22 protein-coding genes are annotated in these 24387 nt (G+C 34.9%); 6 read left to right on the top strand and 16 right to left on the bottom strand.

Features of this window, described 5'->3' with window-relative positions; all coding sequences use genetic code 11:
- Positions 1–16: 16 nt before the first annotated feature.
- Positions 17–742: a Bax inhibitor-1/YccA family protein gene (locus BAZ10_RS02865; protein WP_078770760.1), complete on the bottom strand. Its 726-nt coding sequence runs from the start codon at positions 740–742 to the stop codon at positions 17–19.
- A 235-nt stretch (positions 743–977) separates the two neighbouring features.
- On the opposite strand from BAZ10_RS02865, the gene BAZ10_RS02860 reads away from it, so the two are divergent.
- Positions 978–2870 (top strand): DUF3857 domain-containing protein, encoded by a 1893-nt coding sequence (locus BAZ10_RS02860; protein WP_078770759.1) that lies wholly within the window; start codon positions 978–980, stop codon positions 2868–2870.
- A gap of 6 nt (positions 2871–2876) precedes the next feature.
- Positions 2877–4814 carry a DUF3857 domain-containing protein gene (locus BAZ10_RS02855; protein WP_078770758.1) on the top strand — a complete coding sequence of 646 codons (1938 nt, stop codon included), beginning with the start codon at positions 2877–2879 and terminating at the stop codon, positions 4812–4814.
- Between the two features lie 84 nt (positions 4815–4898).
- Here BAZ10_RS02855 and BAZ10_RS02850 read toward each other — a convergent pair whose 3' ends face one another.
- The 3 genes from BAZ10_RS02850 to rsmA form a co-directional block, all read right to left on the bottom strand.
- Entirely contained in the window at positions 4899–5867 is a 969-nt protein-coding gene (locus tag BAZ10_RS02850) for a glycoside hydrolase family 130 protein (protein ID WP_078770757.1), read from the bottom strand.
- A gap of 15 nt (positions 5868–5882) precedes the next feature.
- Positions 5883–7175 carry an MFS transporter gene (locus BAZ10_RS02845; RefSeq protein WP_078770756.1) on the bottom strand — a complete coding sequence of 431 codons (1293 nt, stop codon included), beginning with the start codon at positions 7173–7175 and terminating at the stop codon, positions 5883–5885.
- 144 nt (positions 7176–7319) lie between these two features.
- Positions 7320–8087 carry a 16S rRNA (adenine(1518)-N(6)/adenine(1519)-N(6))-dimethyltransferase RsmA gene (rsmA, locus tag BAZ10_RS02840; protein ID WP_078770755.1) on the bottom strand — a complete coding sequence of 256 codons (768 nt, stop codon included), beginning with the start codon at positions 8085–8087 and terminating at the stop codon, positions 7320–7322.
- Positions 8088–8179: 92 nt separating this feature from the next.
- On the opposite strand from rsmA, the gene BAZ10_RS02835 reads away from it, so the two are divergent.
- From BAZ10_RS02835 to truB, 4 genes are all read left to right on the top strand, one after another.
- Positions 8180–9079 (top strand): cell division protein FtsX, encoded by a 900-nt coding sequence (locus BAZ10_RS02835; RefSeq protein WP_078770754.1) that lies wholly within the window; start codon positions 8180–8182, stop codon positions 9077–9079.
- A gap of 2 nt (positions 9080–9081) precedes the next feature.
- Positions 9082–9369, top strand: coding sequence for a DUF3098 domain-containing protein (locus BAZ10_RS02830; RefSeq protein WP_059154016.1), 288 nt, complete (start codon positions 9082–9084; stop codon positions 9367–9369).
- Complete coding sequence (locus BAZ10_RS02825) at positions 9369–10187, top strand: undecaprenyl-diphosphate phosphatase (protein WP_078770753.1); 819 nt, start codon at positions 9369–9371, stop codon at positions 10185–10187. The genes BAZ10_RS02830 and BAZ10_RS02825 overlap by 1 nt, the downstream gene beginning before the upstream one ends.
- Positions 10188–10260: 73 nt before the next feature.
- Positions 10261–10968, top strand: coding sequence for a tRNA pseudouridine(55) synthase TruB (gene truB / locus BAZ10_RS02820; RefSeq protein WP_078770942.1), 708 nt, complete (start codon positions 10261–10263; stop codon positions 10966–10968).
- A 111-nt stretch (positions 10969–11079) separates the two neighbouring features.
- Here the strand turns inward: truB and BAZ10_RS02815 are convergent, their stop codons facing one another.
- The 12 genes from BAZ10_RS02815 to BAZ10_RS02760 all read right to left on the bottom strand — a co-directional run bounded on the left by BAZ10_RS02815 (position 11080) and on the right by BAZ10_RS02760 (position 24294).
- A complete protein-coding gene (locus tag BAZ10_RS02815; RefSeq protein ID WP_078770752.1) occupies positions 11080–11853 on the bottom strand; it encodes a nucleoside phosphorylase in 774 nt (257 codons plus the stop codon).
- Between the two features lie 28 nt (positions 11854–11881).
- Positions 11882–13924 (bottom strand): M48 family metalloprotease, encoded by a 2043-nt coding sequence (locus tag BAZ10_RS02810; protein ID WP_078770751.1) that lies wholly within the window; start codon positions 13922–13924, stop codon positions 11882–11884.
- A gap of 210 nt (positions 13925–14134) precedes the next feature.
- Positions 14135–15106 (bottom strand): bifunctional helix-turn-helix transcriptional regulator/GNAT family N-acetyltransferase, encoded by a 972-nt coding sequence (locus BAZ10_RS02805; protein ID WP_078770941.1) that lies wholly within the window; start codon positions 15104–15106, stop codon positions 14135–14137.
- Between the two features lie 205 nt (positions 15107–15311).
- The gene (locus tag BAZ10_RS02800) at positions 15312–15752 is read right to left on the bottom strand and encodes an HD domain-containing protein (RefSeq protein ID WP_078770750.1); all 441 of its coding nucleotides are present in this window, start codon (positions 15750–15752) and stop codon (positions 15312–15314) included.
- 61 nt (positions 15753–15813) lie between these two features.
- On the bottom strand, positions 15814–16095 hold the full coding sequence (locus BAZ10_RS02795) for a hypothetical protein (RefSeq protein ID WP_078770749.1): 282 nt from the start codon (positions 16093–16095) through the stop codon (positions 15814–15816).
- Positions 16096–16171: 76 nt separating this feature from the next.
- A complete protein-coding gene (locus tag BAZ10_RS02790) occupies positions 16172–17407 on the bottom strand; it encodes a YdcF family protein (protein ID WP_078770748.1) in 1236 nt (411 codons plus the stop codon).
- Positions 17408–17603: 196 nt separating this feature from the next.
- Positions 17604–19379: an acyl-CoA dehydrogenase family protein gene (locus BAZ10_RS02785; protein WP_078770747.1), complete on the bottom strand. Its 1776-nt coding sequence runs from the start codon at positions 19377–19379 to the stop codon at positions 17604–17606.
- Positions 19380–19565: 186 nt separating this feature from the next.
- A complete protein-coding gene (locus tag BAZ10_RS19420) occupies positions 19566–19787 on the bottom strand; it encodes a four helix bundle protein (protein WP_221405757.1) in 222 nt (73 codons plus the stop codon).
- A 34-nt stretch (positions 19788–19821) separates the two neighbouring features.
- Entirely contained in the window at positions 19822–21000 is a 1179-nt protein-coding gene (locus tag BAZ10_RS02775; RefSeq protein WP_078770746.1) for an acetyl-CoA C-acyltransferase, read from the bottom strand.
- Between the two features lie 36 nt (positions 21001–21036).
- Positions 21037–21399, bottom strand: coding sequence for a four helix bundle protein (locus BAZ10_RS02770; protein WP_078770745.1), 363 nt, complete (start codon positions 21397–21399; stop codon positions 21037–21039).
- 28 nt (positions 21400–21427) lie between these two features.
- The gene (locus tag BAZ10_RS02765; RefSeq protein WP_078770744.1) at positions 21428–23830 is read right to left on the bottom strand and encodes a 3-hydroxyacyl-CoA dehydrogenase/enoyl-CoA hydratase family protein; all 2403 of its coding nucleotides are present in this window, start codon (positions 23828–23830) and stop codon (positions 21428–21430) included.
- A gap of 14 nt (positions 23831–23844) precedes the next feature.
- Positions 23845–24294: a MarR family winged helix-turn-helix transcriptional regulator gene (locus tag BAZ10_RS02760; RefSeq protein ID WP_009093306.1), complete on the bottom strand. Its 450-nt coding sequence runs from the start codon at positions 24292–24294 to the stop codon at positions 23845–23847.
- Positions 24295–24387: the final 93 nt, after the last annotated feature.

Genomic DNA, 24387 nt, shown 5'->3' with positions numbered 1-24387 from the left:
ATATTTTGACGATGTCTTAGTCGTTGCTTCTTCCGCCTCCAAATAATCTTAGAAGGAATAAGAACAGGTTGATAAAGTCTAAATAAAGCGTTAAAGCTCCCATAATAGCCATTCTTCCCATTAAGGATTCATCTCCGTTTAGTTCAAGGAAATAGTTCTTAATTTTCTGAGTATCATAAGCAATAAGTCCTACAAAAACTGCAACACCAATGTAAGTTGTAATCCAAGCGATCATTGGACTCTTTAAGAATATATTTACTATAGAAGCAATGATTATACCTACTAAAAGCATCATTAAAATTTTACCAACCTTAGTAAGGTCTGACTTGGTAACATATCCGTAAACACTCATTACAGCAAATGTACCTGCAGTAATAAAGAAAGTCGATGTAATTGATGTAAGCGTATAGGCTAAGAAGATTACAGATAATGTAAGACCATTTAATACAGCATATCCCATAAATGCTGTAATAGCAGTTGCAACAGACATTTTAGCAATTCTGGTAGACAACCAGATTACCAAACCTAGTTCAGCAAAGATTAATCCATAGAAAAGAAGTTTATTTAAAATTATTGCATTGATAAGAGCAGGGCTTTCAGATACTAAATAAGCAATTAAACCAGTTACCACTAAAGCCAGTGACATCCATCCATAAACGTTCGACATGTACTTCGCCTGACTTGCTTTCAGCTCTTCAGGCACTACCTGAATTGTCCTTGGTTCGTAAGTGTTTTGTTCCATTTCGTTATTTTGATTAAATACAAATATAATTATTTCAATTGATTAAATCAACTTCTATACCACGGATTAAGCTAAGACAATATGACACTAAAATTTAAATTACAAAGCAGATAAATTTTATAAAATGGTTCTGTAAATAAATACATTATATCCGGAATAAAATTATCTCACAGGATATTGATAAATTTTAATCATTCCAGTTTGTTATTTGTTTATTTTTATCGAAATTATTTTTATGCCGAAAAATTATTTTCTGCCTTTCACAATCCTCTGTATCTCTGCCTTATATGGACAAGAGTATGCCGTAGGCAATATAAAAGATGAATTGAAAAAGAAAGCAAACGCTGTCATCAGAAAGGACCAGCAGGATATTACAATAAAATCCATCGATCAGATGGAAATAAAGTACTCGAAAGCCACAACTGTTCTTAACCAGAGTGGAGCTGAGCTTGCTTATATAACTATTCCTTATGATAAATTATCCAGGCCCAGCCAAATAAAAGTCAGCATACTGGATGAAAATGGCAAACAGATTAAAACTTATTCAAAATCCGATTTTAAAGATTACAGCCATGGTCAAAATTTTGTTCTGTATACTGATGACAGAGTATTATTCCTAACTCCCGAAGACTCTACCTTTCCGTATACTGTAGTTGCAGAATATACTGTGAATACCAGTAATACAATATTTTTCCCGAGTTTTATACCATTTCACTCCTATAAAATATCTTTAGAAAAGGCTACAATTAATATCAAAAATACTTCTGGTATTAATTTAAGAACTAAGGTTAATCCAAGCTTTATTGCAACCCCTTCAGAACAAAAAATTAATGACATCATTAGCTATACCTTTACAAATGTTCCGGCCGTTGAAAATGAAGTAAAGTCTCCGGATTTGGATCAAATACTGCCCAAAGTGCAATTTTCACTCGATCAGTTCAGCCTTGAAGGGAAGAAAGGAGATTTTAAAGACTGGAACAGTTTTGGGAAATGGTATTATAGCAATCTTCTTCAACCATCGTCTGTTCTCACAGAAGATTTGAAAAAAGAAATTGTAGCACTCAATCTTCAGGGGAGCACCGAAGATAAAGTAAGAAGCCTCTATCAATATATGCAGAATAAGACCCGCTATATAGCCGTTGCAATTGGAATAGGTGGCTGGCAACCTATGTCAGCAGATGATGTCCGTAAAAAAAGTTATGGTGACTGTAAGGCATTATCCAATTATATGAAAACACTTTTGGATGCTGCCGGAATAAAATCTTATTATGCCATTATAAACAGTGACGATAGTGTTATAAATTTTGATGAAGATTTTCCAAAAATGGGTGGTAATCATGCTATTTTAATGATTCCAACGGAAAAAGACAACATCTGGTTAGAAAACACGTCACAAAAAACCGCATTTAACCATTTAAGCTATTCAACTACTGCAAGAAATGTTTTAGCTGTAGATGAGAATGGAATAAAGATTATAAAAACCCCTGTATATGATGCCAGTAAAAACAAAAGCATCATGAAAGCTGAAATAACAGTCAATAGTGAAGGAGGTGTTAATGGTAAATCTAATTTTAGTCTTACAGGTTGGCAATACGATATGTACTTGTCATTAGATGGGCAGAGTAATAAAGAAGCTTCTGATGCTTTAAAGGACAGATTTAGTGAACTGAATTACGAAACAGCAAGCATTAACAATTTCAAAAACAACCGCAACGATGCAGTAATGTCATTCGATTTTGATTATCAGGCAAAAAATTATTCAAAAAAGATCGGTCAGGATTTACTTTTCCGGGCAATTCCTTTCAATGAATTAACATCCATTAATAATACTGAAGAGCGAAAATTGCCTTTTGAAAATGCATTTGCTTATGCCGATGACTATGAAATCACATATAATATTCCTGCTGGATATAAAATATCAGAAATACCACAATCACAGTCTATAAACTCTGTTTATGGAAACTATTCCTTGAAGGCAGTTACTAATGATAAAAACCAGATTATCATTAAACGACAAATTACAATTAACAGAGGAAGCTACCCAAAAGAACAGTTTGCAGATTATCTCGCATTCCGTAAAAAAATTGTCAGCGCGGACAATTCTAAAATGCTAATTACTAAAAACTAGATATTAATGAATAAACTAATTTTACTTGCTTGTTCAGGGATTTTCACAATGAGCTATGCTCAAAAAGATAAGTTTCTGAACTATCCTAAAGTATCTGAAAATGATATGAAAAAAGAAAAATCAGCCATCGACCCGAATGCCGGTGCTGAAATTTTATATCGCTCAGTACATTACTTCATAGACCCAAGCAGCAATATGCTGAATCAGGAAGTCTACAGCCAGGTAAAGATCTATGATAAAAATAAAGCAAAAGATTATCTCACAGTAGAACTGAATCTATATAAATCTACAAAATCATCTGATGCAGAAATACTTACTGCTCTAAAAGGAACGACTTATAATTTTGTCAACGGAAAAGTTGAAGCTGACAAAGTAGAAAAAGAAGATAAGTTTAAATCAAAAGAGAGTAAAAACTACGAGGTTTCCAAATTTACATTTCCTAATGTAAAAAATGGTTCTGTACTGGAATTTAAATACAAAAGAATATCGCCATTTTTCTGGTATGTTCCAACAACAACAATTGAAAAGGATATTCCTGTAGTCTACACAGAATATGTATTTGATATGCCGAAATACTTTGGTTATAATATCAATTATACAGGTAGTTTAACTCCTAAAAACAGGCACATTGCTGAAGAATTCTTGTATGGAGTAGAAGGCAGAACATACCGTTTCGGATTTGAAAACCTTAAACCATTTGAAGAAGAAGAATATGTGCTGAATAGTGACAACTATAAAACTAAAGTTTCTGCTGAGCTAAACTCTGTAGCTTATAGAAATGGAGAAGTTAAAAACTATGCGATGAGTTGGGAAGATATCCGAAAGCAACTATATGAGCGTGATGATTTCGGCAGAGAGCTGAAAAAGAAGCTTCCTTCAGGCTTTATTCCTGCTGATATAATAGCTGAAAAAGATCAAATGGAGAAAGCAAAAAAGGTACTTGCTCTTGCTCAAAAAAGCTTTAAGTGGGACCGTACACATGACTTTACTTCAGATAATGGAAGTAATAACCTTATTAAAACAAAAATCGGAAATGTCGGAGATATTAACCTGACTCTTGTAAAGATGCTTCGGGAAGCAGGTATTACAACCAATCCATTAGTTCTGTCTACTATCAACAATGGTTTTATCAGCTATAATCCTTCTATCAACAGTCTTAATTATGTTATAGCTTGTTCCGAAATAGATGGAAAGCTTTACATTTTGGATGCTTCTAACAAACAATCCCTTATCAATGTATTACCTCCTAAAATATATAATTACAGAGGATTTATTATGAAAGACAAAGAGGTAAAGGAAGTAAATCTGGAGAATGAAAATAGTAGTAAAACATTTTTAACAGTAAATGCTACACTTAATCCGGATGGGACAATTAAAGGCAGCTTTTCCGACAAAGACACTTCTTTATATTCCATGGTCAATAATGAGCGCTATGAAGATGACAAGGAAGATTACCAGAAATCATATTATAAAGATCGTTACAAATTTCCGTTTACTGATATTAAAACAGAACTGTTACCTAATAATGATTTTGAAACAACATTCAATTTCACAGCCGATAATATGGTAGACGCAGTAGGGAATAAGTTTATTATTAATCCATTATTATTCTTAAATACTGAAAAAAATCCGTTTGATCAGAAAGGAGAAAGAACAATGCCTATTGAGCTTTTAACAGGCTACGAAAAGATTAAAAATGTTTCTCTTACTATTCCGGAGGGCTATGTTGTAGAAAACCTTCCAAAATCTAAAAGAATAGTTACAGAAGACAAAGAAATCTCTTATACTTATGAGGTTTCTCAGGATAAAAACAAGATTAATATAAAAACTTCAACGATTGTAGCAAGCAGCAATTATCCTAAAGACTATTATGTTGCTTTCAAACAAATATGGGATACCATGCTGAAAAAAGAGAGCGAACTGATTACTGTCTTAAAAAAATAAAAGAACAACTTTTCGAAAAATGAAAGAGAGGCATTTTGCCTCTCTTTTTTATTTAAAGTATTATAAACTTATATCTAACAAGTATTATAAGCTGTTTTTCTTGATCGATTCAATAATCTCATCGATATATCCAAAAGCTACAGATACAACAGTATCTGCTGCACCATAATAGACACATACTTTTTCACCATCCTGTAATGCAGCACATGGGAAAACTACATTCGGGACGTCGCCTGCAAGTTCATAACCAGCAGCAGGAGCCAGGAGGTAATCTTTACTGCGATAAAGAACTTTATCCGGATTGTTCTTGTCTAAAATAGCCGCTCCCATGGAATAACGGAAACCATTACAAGTATTAATTACACCATGATAAAACATTAACCATCCTTCTTTGGTAAGGAAAGGTACTGTACCAGCACCAATTTTTGTACACTGCCATGCACTATCCTGGAATGGAGCTACTTTCATTACATTACGATGCTCTCCCCAATATTTCATATCCGGACTGAAACTTATATAAATATCTCCGAATGGTGTATGCCCGTTATCACTAGGCCTGCTGAGCATAGCGTATCTGCCGTTAATCTTTTCCGGAAAAAGCACACCATTTCTGTTGAACGGAAGAAAAGCATTTTCGCACTGGAAAAATTCTTTAAAGTCAAAAGTATATGCAATTCCTATTGTTGGTCCATGATAACCATTGCACCAGGTAATCCAATAGCGATCTTCAATAAAAGTTACTCTTGGGTCATATTTGTAATCAGACTCTATCATTTGTGTATTACCCGCCTGCATTACAATTGGGTCATGATTAATATCCCAATTAATGCCATCCTTACTAAAACCTGCAAATATATTCATCTGCACAGCCTTGTTATCGCATCTGAATACTCCGGCAAAACCATCTTCAAACGGCACAACTGCACTATTAAAAATACTGTTTGAACTGGGAATATGATAGCGTCCTATAATGGGATTATTACTATATCTCCACATTACATCTGTACAGTTTTCAGGTCTTTCCTGCCACGGAATTTCTATTTTTGTCGACATATAATTATCTGTATTTTAATTTGTTATATTTTTAGAAGTTTCATCATAAGTAAAAGGCACGAAATAAGTAATCAATAGTGCCGGTATTGTAGCAATCAGTACAAAAATAAAGAAATGTTTGTATCCAACCATATCACTGATATAACCACTCAGCATTCCCGGCAGCATTACTCCAAGGTTCATAATCCCCGTACCAAAAGCATAATTAGCCATTTTATATTTTTCCGGAGCAATTTGCTGCATCATAAACAGCATAATTCCTACAAATCCGAATCCATAACCAAAATATTCAACTACAATTCCCAATGTAATCAGGTAAACATTTTCAGGCTGCCAGCAGGCTAAAAACACGTAAACAACATAGGGGAAATTGAACACACAGCATAAAGTAAATAAAGACTTTTTGAGCCCTCTTTTGGATACATACAAACCAGAAATAAGAGATCCTGCAATAAATGCGATAGCTCCCGCAGTACCATATACAAGGCCTATTTCTTTTGTGGAAAGCCCTAATCCGCCTTCACTACGATTTGCTTTTAGAAAAAGCGGTACTATCTTCACAGCAAAGCCTTCTGCAAAGCGGTACAAAATAATAAAACAGATATAGTAGAATATATGCTTCTTTGTAAAGAAGTTCTTAAAAATAAATAACAGCTCTTTAAAACGGTCTTTAAGTGTAATATCTGCAAATTCACGTACCTTTCCGGAAGGAAGCTGTCTTATATTAAACAGACCTATAAGGAGCATAATTCCGCCATAAATAAGCATAATAACAGTCCATCCTGGAGTTACACCCATTGTTTTCTCCAGAACACCGGCTAAATAAATAATAAGTCCGCTGGTAAAAACCTTTGCCACATTATAGGCTGCTCCCTGCCAGCCGATATAACGGGATTGTTTCGTAGAGTCTAGTGTATCCATATACAGTCCGTCACCTGCAATATCGTGTGTAGCGCCGCTAAAAGCCATTAATGAAAATATAGCTATAGAATAAGCAAAATAATGAGGTAGTGATAACGAAATGCAGACCAGGCCAAAACAAACAGCTGTAAATATTTCTGTAAAGACTACAAAATACTTTTTGGTTTTAAACATTTCCAGTACAGGACTCCAGAGTGGCTTTATAGTCCAGGGAAGCATAATAAGAGAAGTCCAGAAAGCGATGCTTTTATCAGGGATCCCCATACTCTTGTACATTATAGACGATGCTACCGAAATAGCAACAAAGGGCAACCCCATAGCAAAATATAAACTTGTTATCCAAAAAGCAGGATTACTACGTTTCTCCTTATTTATCATTACATCCATTAAAGAATTAATAAAGATTAAAGATAAAAGTTTTATTTCAATTATTAACCTATGCCTACAATAAAAAACTCTGGTAAATTTAAAATTCTACCAGAGTTCTATTTTATTAAATGATAAATACAGATAAAATAACTGCTTCAAAAATTATTTATTCTCTTTCCAAAGCTTTGTAATATAGATAAAATCCTGTACGCTAAGTTCTTCAGCACGTTTACTCATGAATTCATGATCCGACAAGACCTCAGGGATTCCCAAAACTTTCCATGAATTACGAAGTGTTTTCCGGCGCTGATTGAATCCTGCTTTTACAATTTGCTTAAACAAAACTTCGTTCCCTTCCAGTCCTTCTTTAGGATTTCTTACAAGACTTATAACTCCGGACTTTACCTTTGGTGGGGGATTAAAGACATTTTCATGTACAGTAAAAAGATATTTCACATCATAATATGCCTGAACCATTACCGACAATATTCCGTAATCTTTTGTTCTGGGCACAGCTGCAGTACGTTCTGCAACTTCTTTCTGAAACATCCCTGTCATTTCCGGAATACGTTCGTAATTGTCAATAATCTTAAATAAAATCTGAGAAGAGATATTGTATGGGAAATTACCAATCACAGCAACCTGACCATCAAAATGTTGAGGGATATCAAGTTTCAGAAAGTCATTCAGGATATGATTTTCAAGTTTTGGATAATGAAGCTTCAGATAGGCTACCGATTCCTGATCAATTTCGGCAACAAAAGTTTCCTGTTCCTTATCTAGTAAATATTTGGTCAGTACTCCCATACCCGGACCAACTTCCAGAACGACATCGTATCCGTCTCCGGATAAACCATTTGCAATTTTGGATGCGATGTTTTCATCGGTTAAGAAATGCTGTCCAAGGTGTTTTTTAGCTGTTACTTTCAATTGAGTTTTAGGATTTAATTAACATTCATTTTTCCTCTGTCAGGTGCAAATTTCGGAAGTTTTTTTCTATTTTAGCAGAAAATTAATCTTGAATGGCAAAAAGTGTAGACGATTTTAATAAGAAAAGACTCAGATCCAGCAACATAACTGTTGTAATTAGTATTGCGCTGGTTTTATTTTTAATTGGTCTTTTTGGTTTAATTTTAATTAATGCCCAGAAATACTCTGACTATATTAAGGAGCAATTGGTAGTAAATGCTTATTTCGACGAGCATCTGGATGTTAAAGACAGTACTAAAATTGCAAAATTAAATCAGGAAACTTTTGAAGCCGTTCAGAAGTTACCATTTGTAAAAAAAGCTACATTTATTACTAAGGATCAGGCTGCAAAAGAAGCTAAGAAAAGTTTAGGAATCGACAGTGATGCTCTTTTTGAAGAGAACATTTTCCCTGCATCTGTAGAAGTTGCTTTAAAGCCTGAATTTGTAGATCCTGCTAAGATTAACGGTGTTGTAAAGCAGTTATCTCAGGTACAAGGGATTAAAGAGGTTAAAAACGACAGCAGTCTTACAATTGACGTTTACAATAACCTGAACAGGATCTTAACATGGATTCTTGCATTCTCTATTATCTTCCTAGTTGTTGCAATTGTACTGATTAATAACTCTATCCGTCTAAAAATATTCTCTAAGAGATTTACCATTAAAACCATGCAGCTGGTAGGTGCACAGCGCCGCTTTATCCTGATGCCTTTTATTAAGGAAGCTATTATCCTTGGCCTTATAGGAGCTGTAATTGGTTTAACTGTTCTTTTTGCAGGATGGTATTACTTCACTACTGAGATTGGATCTGTATTTATTACCGATCAGACCAAATTCGTTTATCTTATCATTCTAGTTCTGGGAGTAGGAGTATTAATTACTGTTTTAAGTACTATTTTTGCAACCTGGAGATTCCTGAGAAGTAGAATCGACACTTTATATTATTCTTAAGAATGAGCAAAAAAAATCAAAATATCGTATCAACTGATTCAACGCAGGAGAACACTTTTTACTTTGGTAAGAAAAATTTCAAATTTATGCTTATCGGGTTGGCTTGTATTATTGTAGGTTTCTTTTTGATGATGGGACCAGATGCTAATACCACACCTGATGGTAAATACGACCCTAACTATTGGAATGAAGGAATCAATTCAATTCGCAGAATCAGAATTGCGCCTTTCCTTGTTATTGCAGGTTTTGTTATTGAAATTTATGCCATCTTAATTCGTAAAAAAGACTAATGGATACTATTCAGGCGATTATTTTAGCTATTGTAGAAGGACTTACCGAATTTTTACCGATTTCATCTACAGCACATATGGGGTTTGCAGCAAACCTTATGGGAATGGAAGAAACTGAATTTCTTAAAATGTTTCAGGTTTCAATTCAGTTCGGTGCTATTTTAGCAGTTGTTGTAGCTTACTGGAAAAAGTTTTTTGACTTCAAAAACCTTAATTTCTATATCAAATTGGCCATTGCCGTTATTCCGGCTTTAATCCTTGGAAAATTATTCGATGATAAAATCGAAGCTGTTTTAGGCAATCAAATCGCTATATCAACAGTACTGGTATTGGGTGGAGTAGTATTGCTTTTTGTAGACAACTGGTTCAAAAATCCTACAGTATTGGATGAGAAAGAAGTAACTATAAAAAAGGCTTTAACTATTGGCTTCTGGCAGTGTCTGGCAATGATGCCGGGAACCAGCCGTAGTGCAGCTTCTATTATCGGGGGTATGACACAGGGACTTTCCAGAAAAGCAGCCGCTGAGTTTTCTTTTTTCTTAGCTGTACCAACTATGCTTGCTGTAACAGTTTACTCTATTTTTGTAAAGACTTGGGGAGAAGGAACAGCACAGGCTACCAAAGGATACGAAATGCTGCTTAGTTCTCATGATAATCTTTTCCTTTTCCTTATCGGAAACGTTATCGCATTTATTACAGCACTTATTGCTATCAAATCTTTTATAGCATTACTGAATAAATACGGATTCAGATTCTGGGGTATTTATCGTATCGTTATCGGTTTAGCTTTACTTATTTATTTTTACTCCGTAAAATAATTACTATTTTTGCAAACATCATATTAAAAGGAAAATGTCAATTTTCCTTTTATTTTTTATATTATACCAACAAATGAAATTTACAGCAGAAGACATACAGGCAGGACAGATATTATTAGTAGACAAACCATTGGACTGGACATCCTTTAATGCTGTAAATAAAATAAAATGGAAGTTAAGGCGTGAGTTTAATCTGAAAAAGGTAAAAGTAGGGCATGCCGGAACTCTTGATCCAAGAGCAACCGGACTGTTGGTGATCTGCACAGGAAAAGCAACAAAACAAATTCCGCAAATTCAGGATGCATCCAAAGAATACTGGGCTGAAATAAAGATTGGTGTACAAACAGAATCTTATGATACAGAGAAACCGGAAATTCTGCCTCAGGATATCTCCGGAATCACAGAAGCAAATATACAGGATGCTTTAAAAAAATTCCTTGGCGAAATCGATCAGAAACCACCTATTTTTTCAGCTTTGAAAGTTGACGGTAAAAGGGCTTATGATCTTGCCCGTGCAGGTCAGGAAGTGGATATAAAGATCCGAAAAACAACAGTCCATTATATTGACAGGATAGAAATCAATTTACCATTTATTTCATTTTATGTTGGATGTTCCAAAGGGACTTATATCCGTTCCCTTGCTCATGATATAGGAAAGGAGCTTGGTGTTGGTGCATATTTAACGCAACTTCGCAGAACTAAGATAGGCGAGTATACTATAGAAAATTCTACCGCAGATTATTTAGAAAACGAATACAGATTTGGAGATACTGAGGAATAACTATATTCCTTACAGTTCTTTATAGATAAAACACCTCCCTGACTATAAAGATCTGTGAGGTGTTTTTTATTGAAAACCTGAAATATGCCGGATTCAGTTTATACAAAAAAGTTAATCCATTCCCCGAAGTGTGTCTATAGCGACAACAAAAGTCTGTATAATGGATTGCTGCGTACCATCAGAATGAAGATGCTCGTCCCATTCTTCTAATGCAACAATATCACTGATAACAAATAAAGCTCCTACAGATACATTTCTGAACTGACCAACTGCAAACATGGAAGCGGCTTCCATTTCAACAGTATCTATTCCCAATCCACCATAGTATTTAATCTCATCTATTGTTTCACGGTACATGGAATCTATAGTCCATGTACTACCGTTTTTATAGGATATATTCATATTTTCTAATGAGGCTTGCAAGGCATTAGTCATTTTCTCAGATGCATAAGCGTACATATCACTGGCGAGGTAATGATAAGATACACCTTCATCCCGTACTGCTTTTTCACAAAGAATAACAGAGCCAGCAGGTCTGTCTTTCTGTAATCCGCCAGCATGACCTATCATAATATAATTTTCAATTCCCTGCGCAATAAGTATCTCAAGCAAATGAGTACTTGCCGGGCCTCCTATACCAAAATCCCCGACTATAGCTATACCTTCATATTCATCCTGAAGCATTATAATCTCGGCTGTCCAAAATCGACCCGAACTAACTTTATAATTAGACTTCACATACTCCATAATGTATTCTTCATAACAGAAAATAATAGCTTTGGGAGTTTTATTATTCGGAAAAGCGTCTCTGTCTGCTTCAAAATGATCTTTGGGAGTTAAGATAACCTTCTGAGAAAAATTCTTTGGGAAATTTGGTATTGCCATACTTGATTAATTATTATATGATGAAAATCTAAGCCTCAATTGCTTCCTGTAGATCCAGTAATATTTTTTTAACTTTAAAATAACCGTCGTATATACTGTTGTAATAAGAATCTATCGCAGTATTTAGTTGGGTAATATGATCCGACTGGTAAGTATTAAACTCAAAATAAGTCTGGTTATTGTCATTAAATTTAGTTAATGCTTCCAAGTCTTTATCCTCCAAATGTTTACTGAATACAGATTCTTCTTTTAGCTTTCGTACTTCTTCTTTGAAGGTTTTCTGAACCTCCAATAATTTTGAACAATGCACTTTAATAACATCTACTTCCAGTGTTTGTGACATGAAATGTATAAATGGAAGGAACTCGTTGAGGCTTTTCACATATTGCTCAAACTCTTGTTCTGCAATCAGGAGGTCTTTATAGGAATCAAGATATTCCTCCTGCCTATTTTCTCTGATGGCTTTATTATAAAAATGCTGATATATGGCCTGATCATTTCCTTTAATAGAGTCACCAACTTCTTTAAGTCTGCCTTCTAATCGCGGGATAAAATTTTTGGCTTCTTTTCTTTCATATTTCTGTCCATCATAGTCGAAGAGTTTTACTTTAATACTCTTGTCAACTATTGATTTCAGGGTATTGATATCTTTCTCTAAAGCTATTTTTTCATATACTAATGCCACTTTTTTGTCATTGTATAATTCTTCAATTGAAGTAGTATTTTCAGCAATATTATCGATATTAATATCTACCGGATTATGATTGGTGTAATAACCGTTGAATATCTTAGGAAAACTGTAATTCTGATGCTCTTTTTGAAAGAGCTCCAAAAAACCTTCAGCACTTATTTTTTCAGCTTTTTTATCCATCCCGTTAATACTGTAAAGCTTATCTGTAAGAGCTTCAGCATAACTATCAAAGTTATTGAGCAATGTTTTTGCCAAATTATTATTGATATCTACCGAAGGAATATTTTCTTTTTCTATAGCCTGTACACGATCTTTTATAGAAGGGTGCGACGACCATTTATCTTCTATTTCCAGTTTAGACAAGTTGTATTTTTCGGACTCTTCTAATGTAACCAGTGGAAGCTGATTCACAAGTTTGTGGCTGTATTCCTCAGCATAAAAGTCCATCAATACAGTCTGATCCGCATATAGATTATCGGTGTAATAAGTTTTATTATGAGCATAAAAGAAGTTGAGGGGTTTTGTAAATGCCATTTCGGACAAGCTCAGTCTGAGTAATGATTCTGCTGAAACTCTGGATCCTACAACATGGGCTGCGATAGCATCTGCATTGAATTCCATCTGGCGGCTAAGTGATAAATGCTTTGAGAATAAGAAATCAAATAATCTGGCCAATATCCATTGTATACCACGGATAAAATAAACTGCTATCATAACAAACAAGTAGAAAATAGCATGAACTCCTGCAAACCCGCTTATATTTTTGAAAAACTTCTCGTTGTTATAGAGCATATCGTATAACATTTTCTGTGCCTGATTGGTATAACTTCCAACCTTCATACTTCTTTGAGAAAAATGGCCGAACTCATGTGCAAGAATAGACTTAAGTTCACTTACCGTTGTTGAATTGATGAGTCCCAGACCTATCGTAAGATTCTTCTTTACCGGTAAAAACATACTCCAGAAGCTGGAATCGTAACTTACAAAAGCATTAACATCTGTGGTAAGAAAAACATGCTTTGGTGCTGGTGCGCCAACTTGCTGGTAGGTTTCTTCTATCAGTTGGAATAAAGCAGGTTCTTGTTCCTTTGTAATCCGAATTTTTTCATAATTATCTTTGGAGACGGAGAACAAAAACTTAATCAGGAATACAAAAACAATTCCGCCCATACCAATCATTGCCCCGGCAATAAGAATTGTCCAAAAGCCTATTTTAAAGTTCTTCAGAAACGAAATTGCCAGAGAAATAACAGCAAGTAATATCGCCAGAGATACTAAGATCAGGATAAAGTAAACCGTAAAAAATAGAATAATAGATAATACTGATTTCCGGACTTCCTTTTTGTAAGTGTCCGAAATCTGTGGTAAAGACTGCATCATACATTAACTTTGCTGTTAAGATAATAATAATTTCAAGAAAAATAAAAAGTAACTACCTCAAAAGTAGATCATTGTACAGCAATATACTCTATGTCAATATATTATTCAAACATTGTTGATATATTTTTAAAGTTAGCCATAAAAAACTGCATCAATATGCTGATGCAGTTTTTTATATGGTAAATTATAAAAGGGTAGAGGTATTACATTTTAATCTTGACTTTCAGGAATATTTACCAGATCAAGCGCCATCTGAATATTAGCACGCTCATAAGGACTTGGACGTCCGACAATTCTTTTAAAACCTAATTTTTCATATAAAGTAATGGCAGGTTTTAGGATTGTATTGCTTTCAAGATAAAGATTTTTAGCTCCGGCCTTTCTTGCCGCATTTATGATAGCTTTCCCGAGTAATAAGCCAATATGTTTTCCCTGGGCTTTAGGAGATACAGCCATTTTTGCCATTTCGTAATCATACTCGTCATCAAACATTTTGATAAGTGCACAAACACCTACAGGCTCGCCTTTGTATAATGCAACGAATATCCGCCCGCCTTTATCCAGAATATATTCTTCGGGATTATCCAAAGCTTTGTAATCAGCTTCTTCCATTACAAAATAATTGGAAATCCATTCTTCATTCAACGCTCTAAAAACCTTTTTATACTTCTTTTCATAAGGAACAACTTGTACATCTTTAGCTTCTCTGGCTTTCTTCTGATCCAGTACTCTTTGCAATAAAGTTCTTTTTTCCAAGAGGTATTCCCATTCTTTTACAGCTTCCCAAAGGTTATAATTGGCTTCATTAATCATATTTTCCACTGCGGCGTCTATATCTCTATACTGATCCTGAAGCTGAGAGGAAAGAGACCTTCCTTTATTTGTAAGGCCTACTAAGTTTCTGCGCTTGTCTTCAGTTTTCAAATTTTCACACAAACCCGCCTTTATCATTTCTTTAATTGTCTTAGTTGCGGAAGGCTGGGAGTGTCCTATATATTCTGCAATTTCTGTTATAGTCAAAGGACCTTCTTCTACCAGTGTATAAAAGGCTGGCAACCACTTTGCCGAAAAGTCATTTTTATATATTTCATAAATTTTATCGGCATCGTCAGCCATTCTTGCTGTAAGTAGGCGTAGTCTACTGCCTAATGCCATTTTTCCCGTTTTTTCGAATATTTTCATTACCAATGCATTAAAATAACTAATTATATAACCAGTAATGCAAATGTAAAAAAATATTCAAATATCAAAAAATCTATTTATTAAAAAATCTTCTAGATAATGAATAAAAGGTGAGTGCCATAAATGAAAAATCTATATAATATTAAGTATATATAAACAGGAAAAGAGGTCGTTATCAGACCTCTTTTCCTGTTTGCTTGATATTTTAATATTTATCCGTTAAATAGCGGTAATATTTAATGTATTTATTAAATCTTTTCAGGTCTCTCTCAGTAAGTAATCTCGGCATTCTTTTCAGATCCATATTATCTGTCAGATCATTGATTTTTACAGCTATTGCGAGAGGACTTGTTTCTATACGTTGAATCAGAATATTATAATCTTCTTCATCATCTGTTTTGGTAATACATCTTACAGCCTCTACAATATGGGGTGGAAAACCTTCGTATGCTAAATCCGCCAATGTAATCTCTGAATCTTCTACAACATCATGTAGAGCTCCAACGATTTTTTCGTCTAATGTTTTACCAAGATTAGAAACTCTTAAAACATGATCTATATATGGAGCATCATACTTATCTTTTTGCCCTTTATGTGCTTTTACAGCAATCTTAATGGCACGATGCAACTGTTCCTCTTTTGTCATAAATTATTTAGAAAGTAGAGGGCAAATTTAATAAATCGGCTTTTTTTTTGAAAATGAATTTTTATTTATTTTCTTTTTTTTCAGGCTTGGGCAATAATCGCGTTTGTGGTGTAGGAGTAAATTTATAAGCTGGCTTCTCATCTTTTTTCAGAATATGATATTTATTCTTTTCTTTAGGCACAGAATTCAAAATTTTATATTTACTGGCAGATGCAGAATCAACATTCTTATAAAAGTTTTTTGATGATGTTTTATTTTTTGAAAGGAGAGAGTCACTCTTCTTTGCCTGAGAAAAAACCAAACCTGTTAATAAAATAGCAGTTGTAATAAAAACCTTGTTCATAACTTTTGTTTTGATCAAAATTATAAAAAACAAGTATTAGAGATTCTACTTTAACTAAGATTAACTTTTTCTATAATTACGGATCCAGAGGTTCGGCCGGATTAATTAAGAACGCGTCTGGAGTAGGTTTATATTCCAACAACAGATCATCGATTCGTTTACCAACAATATAAGGAACAGTACCCAGTTCTTTTATGCTGCGTTTATCCATTGCTTTCTCAACGTAATCAATGTGGGTTTTACTACTGGATACTAAAGACCATTTGTCTTTTGGAAAACCATAATCTATGAGCATACGCCCGGCATTCCTTACATTGGTTGTTGTATGTCTGGCAAAAGGGTCTATAATAATTGCAGATGCAGGAATTCCAAGAACTTCTACCATATAACGTTTCATTTCCACTGCCTCTGTATATTGTGTTTTAAAAGGGTGAACACGTCCTCCGGAAACGATAATAAATGGCGCTAATCCTTTCTGATATGCCCTCAATGCCTGCCTGGATCTCAACATTCCCATCGGGCTTATTTTCTGTCCATAGACTTGCGGACCTGCCCCTAAAATAAGTAAAGATGCATAAGGGTATTTGGAAAAATCAGTTTTCTTTACTTTGTTATAAGCTTCTTTATTTTCGGTCTTGGTCAGAGGCTCTAACATAGCTGCATCCCAACGTTCATTTACTTCCAGCAGACGGATAGCAGATAACAATGTCTGGTCGAAAGCATTCTTTTCTGTATCAGCAGCTACATCAAACCGCACATTTCTTAATAGCTCAATATAGTTTTTATCTTTTACATTAAAAGAAATAGAATCTATATCCGGGTAATTAGGTTTCTTACCGGCACCATAAATATCAATAACATTATTCATCGCTTTTAGGTCCTGTAATAAAGCCTTTTGGAGATATTCTTTAGGATTCAGAGATTCAGACTTTGAATATTTCCGGGATGGATATAGTGTATGTTCTATAAAACTCTGAAAGCTTTTGTTTCTGGCAAAAAGGTCCTGAAATTTATTATTAAGAGCAGTAATTTCGGACTCTTTCCATTTTAAAGCATCAATAAGACAATCGGTAGTAGGGCAGTCTTTCCCAGTTTCAAATCTCTTATTTCTATCATTTAGCATTGTTTGTACAGCAGGATCTTTATGCAGTTCCTGAAATAGGGATGTATTATTCCGGAAGGAATAAATCAAATAATAATTTTTATAAATTTCCCATTCTTGTGGAGATTGAGGTTGTTTTTCCTGAGCAGAAAGTGTCTGCAGGGTAATAGCTATACTCAATACTGCAACAGTCCGGATTTTTGATATCATAAAAACTAGAATTTGTATCCAAAGATAGTTATTTGATCAGGATTTTATAAATCTAAATAAGGGTTTTGAAAAGATGTATTGTTAAATTAATATTGGAAATGACTCATCTCGATAGAGACATATAATATATTTTAACAGACAAAAAAACGCCTCACAAAAGTGAGGCGCTAAAAAAACTATTTGTGATTATTAAATCCTAGTAAGATCCTTTATTAACAAAGTGTGCAGCAACTTCTTCAGTTAACTTCACTACGTTTGGATGGTTTGTATACTTTGTAAATCTTCTAAGACCTGAAAGCATCATACGCTGTTCGTCGCCTTCTGCGAAAGAAATAATTCCTTCTTTAGCCGCAACATTAATCTTTTCTACAGCTTTGTATAAGTTTAGTCTTGCCATTGCAGCTTCTACGCTACCTTCAGCAAAATGTTTCTCAGCTCTTAAAATTGCTGATTCTGCCATATAAATCTGGTTCAGAATTTCAGAAGCATTTAGTAATAAGTGCTGTTGTTTCTCAATCTCAGTCATGTATTTCTGAAGTGCAGATCCTGAAACCATTAAGAATACCTTTTTAAGGTTATGGATAATTGCTTTTTCTTCAGACATATAAGCTGAATAGTCTGGCGTTTCGAACGAAGGAATTCCCATCAATTCTTTTCCTACAGCCATTGCTGGAGAAAGCAAGTCTAATTCACCTTTCATCGCACGCTTAATAAGCATTCCTACAGAAAGAAGACGGTTGATTTCGTTAGTTCCTTCATAGATTCTGGAAATTCTGGAATCTCTCCATGCTGCTTCCATTGGTGTATCTTCAGAGAAGCCCATACCACCATAAACCTGAATACCCTCATCTGCAGTATGCTGAGCAAGATCGGATACATAAGTTTTAAGGATTGAGCATTCTACAGCAAATTCTTCTACACCTTTTAATTCTGCTTGTTGGTGATCCAATCCGCCTGCTACTAATTCTTCAATTTTATCTTCGATGTCCTTAGCTGCACGGTAAGTACCAGCTTCACTTACGAAAGTACCAGTAGCCATTTCAGCAATTTTCTTTCTGATTGCGCCAAAAGTGGAGATCGAAACACCGAACTGTTTTCTTTCGTTAGCATAGTTTATGGAATGATTCATTATACGTCTTTGAGCATCCAGACAAGCCGCAGCAAGCTTAATACGTCCAACGTTCAATGCATTTAAAGCGATCTTGAACCCGTTATTTCTTTCTCCTAAAAGATTCTCCACAGGAACTTTCATATCATTGAAGAATACCTGACGAGTAGAAGAGGCGCGAATACCTAATTTGTGTTCTTCTTCACCAAACGTTAAGCTATCCGGATTTTCTAATTCAGATTTATTAATAACAAAACCTGTAATATTTTTGTCATCATCTATTTTTGCAAATAATGTGAAAGTCTCGGCAAATCCTGCGTTAGAGATCCACATTTTCTGTCCGTTGATGATGTAATGCTTACCATCTTCAGAAAGTTTAGCTTTAGTTTTTCCTGAATTAGCATCTGAACCAGCATCTGGCTCAGTAAGGCAGTAAGCACCAAAATGGTTACCAGTTGCCAGATCCGGAAGGTATTTTTGTTTTTGCGCTTCAGTTCCGTAAAGAACTACCGGCAAAGTACCAATACCAGTGTGTGCACCATAAGCTGTAGCCAATGAACCTGTAGCTCCTGAAAGATAGTCACAAGCCATTACAGTTGTTACAAAACCCATTCCGAGACCACCGTAAGCTTCAGGAACAGCAATTCCTAAAAAGCCCATTTCACCAATCTTACGCATTACTTCTTCAGTATATGCATAATCTTTTTTCTCAAAACGTTCTCTGTTCGGAACTACTTCACGATCGATAAATTCCTTAGCGGAATCACGCATCATTTTTTGATCCTCGTTTAATTCTTCGATACTGAAAATATCCTTTGCTTCAATATCTTTTATTAGGAATTCTCCTCCTTTAGTATTTGCCATGTGTTTGATTAATTTTAAGTTATAGATTTTATATTTTAAGTGAGATTCTGTTTATAAATTTTCAGATGATGTTTTAATAATCTTAGTTAAAATATTAATAATGCTTTCAATTTCTTTTAAATAAAAATCTAAGTTAAACTGAACCAGATTTGATGACTCATAAAGCCTTACCCAGTATTTTGTTTCTCAAGCCTCTTTATTTGCAATAGAAAGCTTAGAAATAAAATCTTTTTTACTTTGAGCTGCTATCGCTTCTTCTACATTAGCACCAATGGAAGTTCCGCAACGAAGAATTTGCTTTGCCAGAATAAATTCATTTTGAGATTTACAAATTTCATAAAACTTGATAATCTCTAATGCAAATTCAAATGTTTTATTCTGAATTAAGTTATCTTCTTTGAAACTCATTTCAACTAAAATTTAGAATTTAAAATCTAAAATTTTATAATAATTCAAAAACTGAGGCAGCTCCTTGTCCTGTACCTACACACATAGAAACTAAACCATATTTATTACCTCTTTTTCTCATTTCATCCAAAAGTTGTACTGTCAGTTTTGTTCCTGTACAACCTAGCGGGTGTCCCAGTGCAATAGCACCTCCGTTTACATTAAGAATATCAGGATTCAATCCTAATTCTTTCTTAATAGCTACAGACTGAGAAGCAAAAGCTTCATTAAGCTCTATCAAATCAATATCATTAAGAGAAAGTCCTGCCTGTTTCAACGCTTTAGGAATAGCATAGATAGGTCCTATTCCCATAATTCTTGGCGGTACACCTGCCGCTGCATAAGATGCTAATCTCGCAATTGGGGTAAGGTTAAATTCTTTCAGAAATTCTTCTGATACTACCAAAACAAATGCAGCACCATCTGACATCTGTGAAGAGTTACCTGCAGTCACAGATCCTCCATTAGCAAAAACAGGTTTTAATTTTGCCAAACCTTCAAGAGAAGTATCCTTTCTTGGTCCTTCATCCACAGAGAAATCAAATTTCTTAGTCTGCGTTTTTTGGTTTTCATCCAGAAAAGTATACTCTACAGGAATGGAAGCTATTTGATTTGCAAATCTGCCTTCTGCGATTGCTTTTAAAGCTTTCTGGTGAGACTCGAATGCAAACTGATCTTGCTCTTCTCTGGAAATATTGTATTCTTTTGCCACAGCTTCGGCAGTATAGCCCATTCCCCAATAGTAATCAGGATGATCTTTTGCCATATGAGATTCCGGAACCGGTTTGTATCCACCCATAGGAATATAGCTCATAGATTCAGTACCCCCTGCAATAATACAATCTGCCATACCAGTCTGGATTTTTGCAGATGCTAATGCAATAGCTTCTGATCCTGATGCACAATATCTGTTTACTGTAACACCCGGTACTTTATCGGTGTTAAGCCCCATAAGAGAAATAAGACGTGCTACGTTAAGTCCTTGCTCTGCTTCTGGCATTGCATTACCAACGATAAGGTCATCTATTCTGTCTTTATCTAGTTGTGGGAAATCACCCACTAATTTTTCAATAACTGTTGCAGCCATTACATCTGGTCTTGTAAAGCGGAGTGAACCTTTCGGAGCTTTACCAACCGCTGATCTGTATCCTGCAACTATATATGCTTGTTTCATAATTTAGAAGTTAGAATTTAGAGGTTAGAGATGAGTCTAACCATCGATTAAATTTGTTTTAAACTTATAGATCATCTTCTGAATTTCAGTTAGGTTTTGTAGAAGCGGTGAAATTTTAATTTCTTCTATAAATTTCAATTCAATTAAAAGAATCAACTGTGTTTCAAGTTCGTAGCTTGACCCTTGGGCTATTCCTAAAAATTGATAAAATTCTTTTGAATTATTTCTTCCGGCTCCTTCAGCGATATTTGAAGGGATAGATACTGCACATCTTTTTATTTGAGAGACAAGACCATATTTTTCATCAGCCGGCAAATTCTCTGTTAAGAGATAAACTTCCTTAACTAATAAAATAGATTTTTGCCAAATCTGTAGATCTTGTAACCTATGAGCTTTCATCTAACTTCTAATATCTTGCTTCTAACTTCTAATTACGAAGAGGTTTTCCGTTTTGTAACATGTACTGAATTCTTTCCAGAGTTTTTCTTTCACCACAAAGCGATAAGAAAGCTTCTCTTTCAAGATTTAGTAAGTATTGTTCAGATACATCTGTAGCTTCAGAAAGATTACCTCCGGCCATTACAAAACCTAACTTATCAGCTATTTTTTTATCGTGCTCAGAAATATATCTTCCAGCCAACATCTGGTCTGTTCCTACATAGAACATACCCAAAGCATCCTGTCCAAGTACTTTTACTTTCTCTTTGATAGGCTGTGTGTATCCTTGCTCAGCTAATTGTAAAGCAACTTGTTTGGCTTCAGCAATCTGACGGTTTTTATTTACAACAACTATATCTTTATGTTTTTGTAAAATACCCATATCATAAGCTTCGTATGCAGAAGTTGCAACTTTAGCCATGGCAATATTCATAAAGGCATCACGTAATCTGTTTGTTTTAACATCGTCCGCAATTACTTCTTTCATTGTTCTTACAGTAAGTTCTTTGGAACCACCACCTCCAGGGATTACACCAACACCAAACTCAACAAGTCCGATATAAGTTTCTGCTGCTGCCACAACTCTGTCTGCATGCATCGTCATTTCGCAACCACCACCCAAAGTCATACCATGAGGTGCCACAACAACAGGAATAGAAGAGTAACGTACTCTCATCATAGATTGTTGGAAATAGTTAATAGCCATATTCAGATCATCCCAATCCTGGTCTACAGCCATCATAAGGATCATAGCAAGGTTGGCCCCAACCGAGAAGTTAGCAGCCTGATTACCGATTACTAATCCATTGTAATCTTTTTCAGCTAAATCAATTGCTCTGTTTAATCCGTCTAATACTTCACCTCCAAGAGAGTTCATTTTAGAACGAATCTCGAAGTTGATAATACCATCTCCCAGATCCTCAATTGCAGAACCGGAATTACTCCAAAGAGTCTTGTTTTTTCTGATATTATCTAAAATAATGAATGCATCTTGTCCAGGGATATTAGCGTACTGGTTAGCTTTCTCGTTGAAGAAAGTTTTTTGTCCTTCATCATTGATTTTGTAGAAGCTTGTACCTTCAGCCATATTTTTCACCCAGTCAGATACTTCATATCCAGCTTCTTTAGCCAGTTCTATACCTTTCTGAACGCCTACTGCATCCCATATTTCGAAAGGACCATTTTCCCATCCAAATCCTGCGCGTAGAGCATCATCAATTTTATAGATTTCATCAGAAATTTCTGGAACCTTATTAGAAGCATAAGCAAATAAGGCTCCCAGCATTTGTCTGTAGAATTCACCAGCCTTATCTTTTCCGCCAATTAGTACTTTGAAACGATCGATAGGACGGTCAATAGTCTTTGTTAATTCCAGAGTAGGGAAGCTTGATTTTCCTTGTGGTTCGTATTGTAGAGTCTCAAGATTAAGACCTAAGATTTCTGACTTACCATCAGCATTTTTTACTTTTTTAAAGAAACCAGCATCAGTTTTAGATCCCAATAACTTGTTGTCTATCATGTATTGTACAAAATCAGGTAGAACAAATTGATCTTTGAAAGTATCTGATTCTGCACCACTGCCATAGATTCCGTTAGCTACGTGTACTAATGTATCCAGACCTACTACATCCGCAGTACGGAATGTTGCAGATTTTGGACGTCCAATAACTGGTCCTGTTAATTTATCAATTTCACCAACTGTTAAGCCAAGCTTTTTCACAGAATGGAATAAATTCATAATACCAAAAGTACCAATTCTGTTAGCGATAAACGCTGGGGTATCTTTTGCTAAAACTGTAGTTTTTCCCAAGAATTTAGCACCATATTCCATATAGAAATCTACAATATCAGGATCTGTTTCCGGAGTAGGAATAATCTCTAAAAGTGGTAAATATCTTACCGGGTTAAAGAAGTGCGTTCCTGCGAAGTATTTTTTAAAATCATCGCTTCTTCCTTCAATAAGGAAATGAATAGGAATACCAGAAGTATTAGAAGATACTAAAGTTCCCGGTTTTCTGTATTTCTCAATCTTTTCGTATACAGACTTCTTAATGTCAAGGCGCTCTACAACAACCTCTATAATCCAGTCAGTATTTTTTATTTTCTCTAAATCGTCATCGAAGTTTCCTGCAGTAATTCTGCTTACAAACTTTGGAGAATAGAGTAGTGCAGGACTTGCTTTAGGAAGTTTTTGTAAACTTTCGGAAGCAATTCTGTTACGAACCGCTTTGTCTTCTAATGTAAGACCTTTAGCTGTTTCCGCATCAGTAAGCTGGTTGGGTACAATATCCAGAAGCAACACTTCTACACCAATGTTGGCAAAATGTGCAGCAATACCGGATCCCATAATCCCAGAACCAAGAACGGTAACATGTTTTATTCTTCTTTTCATAAAGATTTGGAATTTTATTTCTTGTTATTTAAATCGTTTGCTATATTCAAAATATCACGCATTACTTCCTTGAAAGTTTCCAGTTTTTCAGGATTAATGGTTTCGATTACTCTTTTGTTGAAATTAACTACTACTTCTTTTGAAAGGTTTCTGGAATTAAGTCCTTTATCGGTAAGCTTTATTATAACCTCCCTTTTATCTGTAGTTGTTTTTTCTTTATAGATATAACCGTTGTCTTCAAGAAGTTTAATGATTCTTGTAAGTGATGTTGGCTCGATAGCCATCTTTGGTCCAAGGTTAGTGCTCCTTGTTCCTTCTTTAGGATCGATCTTTAAAAGTGTTAAAGCCTGAACAGCTGTTGAATCATATTCCTGAGCGCGCTCCGAATACATTTTGGAAACGGCCAGCCAGGTCTGCTTCAGAATAAGATCAATGTTATCAACTCTTCCTTTGTTATTATCCATATCAATATTAAATTCTGGTCTTCTCAAATTTAATAATTATTATGCATGCATAATATCACAGGAAAGTTAATTTTTGTTAAAATATTCGAAACC

The sequence above is a fragment of the Elizabethkingia occulta genome, assembly GCF_002023715.1.
Taxonomy (GTDB): Bacteria; Bacteroidota; Bacteroidia; order Flavobacteriales; family Weeksellaceae; genus Elizabethkingia; species Elizabethkingia occulta.
Note: the sequence above shows the minus strand (reverse complement) of the source record. Positions and strands in the feature narration are given on the sequence as shown.